Source organism: Pseudomonas sp. GW821-FHT05H12, from assembly GCF_059419385.1.
Genome location: NZ_JBWKRS010000084.1, coordinates 1 through 4273, shown reverse-complemented (window position 1 = coordinate 4273; position 4273 = coordinate 1). Strand labels below are relative to the sequence as shown.

At 62.4% G+C, this 4273-nt stretch carries 4 protein-coding genes; all 4 read right to left on the bottom strand.

What is annotated here, in order from left to right; all coding sequences use genetic code 11:
* Positions 1 to 92: 92 nt before the first annotated feature.
* Positions 93 to 1373, bottom strand: coding sequence for a C4-dicarboxylate TRAP transporter large permease protein DctM (gene dctM, locus AC07SU_RS30835; RefSeq protein WP_494999261.1), 1281 nt, complete (start codon positions 1371 to 1373; stop codon positions 93 to 95).
* Positions 1373 to 2005, bottom strand: a complete 633-nt coding sequence (locus tag AC07SU_RS30830) for a TRAP transporter small permease (RefSeq protein ID WP_494999260.1) — start codon at positions 2003 to 2005, stop codon at positions 1373 to 1375. Before AC07SU_RS30830 ends, dctM begins: the two co-directional genes overlap by 1 nt.
* A 126-nt stretch (positions 2006 to 2131) precedes the next feature.
* The gene (locus tag AC07SU_RS30825) at positions 2132 to 3121 is read right to left on the bottom strand and encodes a TRAP transporter substrate-binding protein (protein WP_494999259.1); all 990 of its coding nucleotides are present in this window, start codon (positions 3119 to 3121) and stop codon (positions 2132 to 2134) included.
* A 239-nt stretch (positions 3122 to 3360) separates the two neighbouring features.
* Positions 3361 to 4176: an HpcH/HpaI aldolase/citrate lyase family protein gene (locus AC07SU_RS30820; protein ID WP_494999258.1), complete on the bottom strand. Its 816-nt coding sequence runs from the start codon at positions 4174 to 4176 to the stop codon at positions 3361 to 3363.
* Positions 4177 to 4273 lie beyond the last annotated feature (97 nt).

The following is a 4273-nucleotide window of genomic DNA, read 5'->3' as shown; positions in this document are numbered from 1 at the left end:
CCCCCCCCCCCCCCCCCCCCCCCCCCCCCCCCCCCCCCCCCCCCCCCCCCCCCCCCCCCCCCCCCCGGCTCCCACATTGTTTGGGGTATAGGTTACATACCGAGCCAGTGCGGAAGCGCCAGCGAGATGAACGGCAGGTAGGTCACCATGATCAGGAACACCAGCAAGATCATCAGCCACGGCAGCGCCGCACGGATGGTCTGCCCCAGGCTCAGCCCGGTCACGGCGGATGTCACGAACAGGTTCAACCCCACCGGTGGGTGCACCAGCCCAATCTCCATGTTCACCACCATCACGATGCCCAGGTGAATCGGGTCGATGCCCAGCTTCATGGCAATCGGGAAGAAGATAGGTGCCAGGATCAGCACAATCGCCGAGGGCTCCATGAAGCTGCCCGCCACCAGCAACACGATGTTGACCATGATCAAGAAGCCGATCGGCGTCAGCCCTTCGGAGATCACCCACGCAGTGATTTCCTGGGGTATCTGCTCGGTGGTCAGCACATGGGCAAACAGCATGGCGTTGGCGATGATGAACATCAGCATGATCGCCAGGCGCCCGGACTCCAGCAGCACCTTGGGGCAATCACGGAACTTCATGTCCTTGTAGATGAACAAGGCTACGAACGCCGAGTACACCGCCGCCACCGCCGCCGCTTCGGTCGGGGTGAACATGCCGCTGTAGATACCGCCGAGGATGATCACCAGCAGCAACAAGCCCCAGAACGCACGGCGTGCACAGGTCAGCCACTCTCGGAAGGTCGCCCGTGGCTGGGCCGGCAGTTTCTTGATGCGCGCGACAATGTAGATCGCCACCATCAGCATCAGGCCCAGCAACAGCCCCGGGATGACACCCGCCATGAACAGCTTGCCCACCGAGGTCTCGGTGGCCGCCGAGTACACCACCATCACAATCGACGGCGGAATCAGAATGCCCAGGGTGCCGGCGTTGCAGATGATCCCTGCACCGAACTCCTTCGGGTAACCGGAACGCACCATGCCCGCCACCGCAATCGAGCCCACGGCTGCCACCGTGGCCGGCGATGAACCGGACAGCGCCGCAAACAGCATGCACGCCAGCACCGCCGCAATCGCCAGGCCGCCGCGAATGTGCCCGACACAGGCGTTGGCAAAGTCGATCAGCCGCTGCGCCACGCCCCCGGTGGTCATGAACGCACCGGACAGCAGGAAGAACGGAATCGCCAGGAAAGTGTAGGCGTCAGAGGTTTCAAACAGCTTGATCGCCAGGGAACTCACCGAGTCCTGGCTGAACATCAGGATCGACACCGCACCGGACAACCCGAGGGAAATCGCGATCGGCACGCCAAGGAACATGAACACGAACAACAGCAGAAACAGACAGAGCACGGCCATCAGTGACGCTCCTCATGGCTGCCGGCCAACTTGCTGGCCTCACCGGCTTCATCGGCCAGCCCCAACCCGACCTGACGGTGGGTGAAGATGCGGTAGAAAATTTCCAGGTAACGGATGAACACCATGGCGAAACCGATGGGCACGATCACCACGATGTCGCCGACGTCGACGCCGTACTGGTCGAGGTCTTCGGCGCCGATGTGAGCGGTCATCACCGCACTGACCCACTTGTAGCTGGCGAGCATGAACAGCCCGGCATAGGCCAGGCAGCACAGGCACGCGAGCATGCCGAGGATGCGCTGCACCGGGCGTTTGGTCAGCTTGACCAGGGCGTCCACCCCCAGGTGGCCGGCGGTGCGCACGCCGTAGGAAATGCCGAAGAAGATCAGCCAGCCGAACATGGCCTTGGTCAGTGCCACGCTCCAGGTCATGTCCTGGGCCCAGGTCATGGTGCCGTCGCCCAGGGTGTTGAAGAAGCCGCTGCTGAACGCCCACTTGTCAGCCAGGGCAAAGAACAGCGTGTAGATGTTGTTGAGCATGACGTAGACGAACGTCACCAGGGTCATGGCGGCCAGCAGAAAGGCGATAAAGCCTTCCTCCAGGTGCTCCCAGACGCGCCTTAGGGTTTGCATGGCAAAACCTCGCAAAAGGACGGGAATTCAGATGGCTTTTGTAGGAGCCGGCTTGCCGGCGATGAGGCCCTTGAGCCTTGCGGCGACCTTGCGGCCGCCATCGCCGGCAAGCCGGCTCCTACAGGGTTATTGGGGCTGGTTGGAGGCGTCTGCGGCCTTGATCAGGTCAGCCCCGATCTCGCCTTCGAACTTCTGCCACACCGGGCGCATGGCTTCGCGCCAGAGCTGGCGTTGCTCAGGGGTCAGCTCGATGATTTCGCTGGTCTTGGCGTCGATGATCTTTTGCTTGGCCGACTGGTTCAGCGCCTCGGCCTGCTTGTTCACCTCGACGGTGACTTCCACCATGATCTGCTCCAGCGTGGTGCGGACATCCGGTGGCAGGCCGTTCCAGAACTTGGCGTTGGTGATCACCATGTAGTCGATCAGGCCATGGTTGGACTCGGTGAAGTACTTCTGCACTTCGTTGACCTTCTGGCTTTCATAGTTCGACCAAGTGTTCTCGGTGCCATTCACGGTGCCGGTCTGCAAGCCCTGGTACACCTCGGCAAAGCTCATCTTGCGCGGGTTGGCGCGAATCGCCTTGAACTGTTCTTCGAGCACGCTGGACGCCTGCACGCGGAACTTCAGGCCACGGGCATCCTTGGGTTCATGCAGGGCCTTGTTCGACGACAGTTGCTTGAGGCCATTGTGCCAATAGGCCAGGCCGAGGATGTTCTTGTCCTGCATGGAGGTCAGCAGGGCCTTGCCCTGGGCCGCCTGGAAGCGGTCGACGGCCGCCAGGTCGTTGAACAGGAACGGCAAGTCGTAGATCTGCACTTGCTTGGTGTATTGCTCGAACTTGGCCAGGGACGGCGCCAGCATCTGCACATCGCCGAGCAGCAGCGCTTCCATTTCCTTGCCATCGCCGAACAGCGACGAGTTGGGGTACACCTCGACCTTCACCCGGCCCGGCAGGCGCTCTTCCGCAAGCTTTTTGAACAGCAGCGCACCCTGGCCTTTAGGGGTGTTTTCGGCGACCACGTGGGCAAACTTGATGACAATCGGGTCCGCCGCCTGGGCCAGGCCCGCGGCAAACAAGGTGGCGGCGCACAGCAGCGCCCGGGAAAGCTTGAGCATGGGAAATCACCTTCTTATTGTTGTGTTGTAGGGCAAGGTGCCTGATGTGGCGCGTGTAGTGAATTTCGATTTTTTGATACCTGCGTTCGGCCTGGCCGAACGCAGATCCGAGGCGCAACATCAATCCAATGTGGGAGCTGGCTTGCCTGCGATAGCGGCATGTCAGGCAGAGCAGTTTTTGGCTTATACACCGCTATCGCAGGCAAGCCAGCTCCCACAGTTTGATTCGGTGGTGTCAGTCAGGGTTGGGCGGCCAGCAGTCTCTGGGCGCGCAGCAACACGGGGGCATCCACCATCTGCCCATCAATCTGATAAGCCCCTGCCCCGCTGGCGCCGCCGTTCACCACCCGTTTGGCCCAGGCCAAATCCTCGGCACTGGGCGCCAGCGCCTCGTGAATCACCGCCACCTGTTTGGGATGAATACACAGCGCCCCGGCAAAGCCCATTTCATAGGCATGCCGGATCGAGCGGCGCAGGCCCTCGGGGTCGTCGATGGCCGGGTGCACACCGTCCAGCGGTGCCACTAACCCGGCAGCGCGGGAATGTACGATCAGCGCCAGGCGCGCCTGGTTCAGGGCGAACTCGGCGGCCGGTGAATGGCTGCTCAGGTTCAGGTCCAGCGCCAGGTCCAGGCCGCCGAACGACAGGCGTTCCACCTGAGGGGCGCGGGCAATCTCGGCCACGGCCAACAGGCCGCGTGCACTTTCGATGATCGGCCATATCACTTTGCCGGTGGCGGCCACCACGGCCACCTGGGCCGCGCTTTCGACCTTCGGCAACAGCACGCCCGCCACATTCGAGTGGGCTTTACAGAACGCCACGTCCTCGAAGTGCTCGGCATGTTCCGGCGCATTGATGCGCACCCAGACCTGGGCCGCCGGGTTGGCGCTGAGGAAGACGCCGAGGTTGTCCCGCGCCTGGCGCTTGAGGGGCTCTTCCACCGCGTCTTCGAAATCCACGATCACCGCATCGGCACCACTGGCCAAGGCTTTGGAAAATCGCTCCGGGCGGCTGCCGGGTACAAACAGCGCAGAGCGCACTAATGGCTTGGGCATCACACAATTTCCTTGTTATCACACACCTTGTAGGAGCCGGCTTGCCGGCGATGAGGCCCTTGAGCCTTGTGGCGACCTTTTGGCCGCCATCGCCGGC

What these genes read in the sequence shown, in the direction of transcription:
- dctM (WP_494999261.1), bottom strand. Translation starts at nt 1,373, where the DNA reads ATGGCCGTGCTCTGTCTGTTTCTGCTGTTGTTCGTGTTCATGTTCCTT.
- AC07SU_RS30830 (WP_494999260.1), bottom strand. Translation starts at nt 2,005, where the DNA reads ATGCAAACCCTAAGGCGCGTCTGGGAGCACCTGGAGGAAGGCTTTATC.
- AC07SU_RS30825 (WP_494999259.1), bottom strand. Translation starts at nt 3,121, where the DNA reads ATGCTCAAGCTTTCCCGGGCGCTGCTGTGCGCCGCCACCTTGTTTGCC.
- AC07SU_RS30820 (WP_494999258.1), bottom strand. Translation starts at nt 4,176, where the DNA reads ATGCCCAAGCCATTAGTGCGCTCTGCGCTGTTTGTACCCGGCAGCCGC.